Raw genomic sequence first — 214 nt, 5'->3', positions numbered from 1 at the left:
TCGCATGCATGCCGTGCCGATCCAGCACCGCCTGGAACTCGTGAGCACGATACTCAACGCCCCGATCCGTATGGAAGATCAAACCCGGTGGCGGCTTCCTATTCCGAATGGCCATCATCAGTGAGGACTTTGTTAACGCCACTGTTTTCCGTTTACCTAAAGACCAACCAACAACCCGTCGCGAATACAGGTCTATCACAGCAGCCAAATACAG

Annotated in this window: 1 protein-coding gene; it reads right to left on the bottom strand. The window is 53.3% G+C overall.

Annotated features, from left to right (window positions below; translation table 11 throughout):
- Positions 1–214 (bottom strand): DDE-type integrase/transposase/recombinase (locus EOE65_RS17995; protein WP_164847169.1); only part of this gene is annotated, 214 nt, incomplete at both ends.

It is taken from the genome of Neptunomonas marina (assembly GCF_004005935.1).
GTDB lineage: Bacteria > Pseudomonadota > Gammaproteobacteria > Pseudomonadales > Balneatricaceae > Neptunomonas > Neptunomonas marina.
The sequence above is the reverse complement of the archived record's forward strand: the minus strand, read 5'-3'. Positions and strand labels throughout refer to the sequence as shown.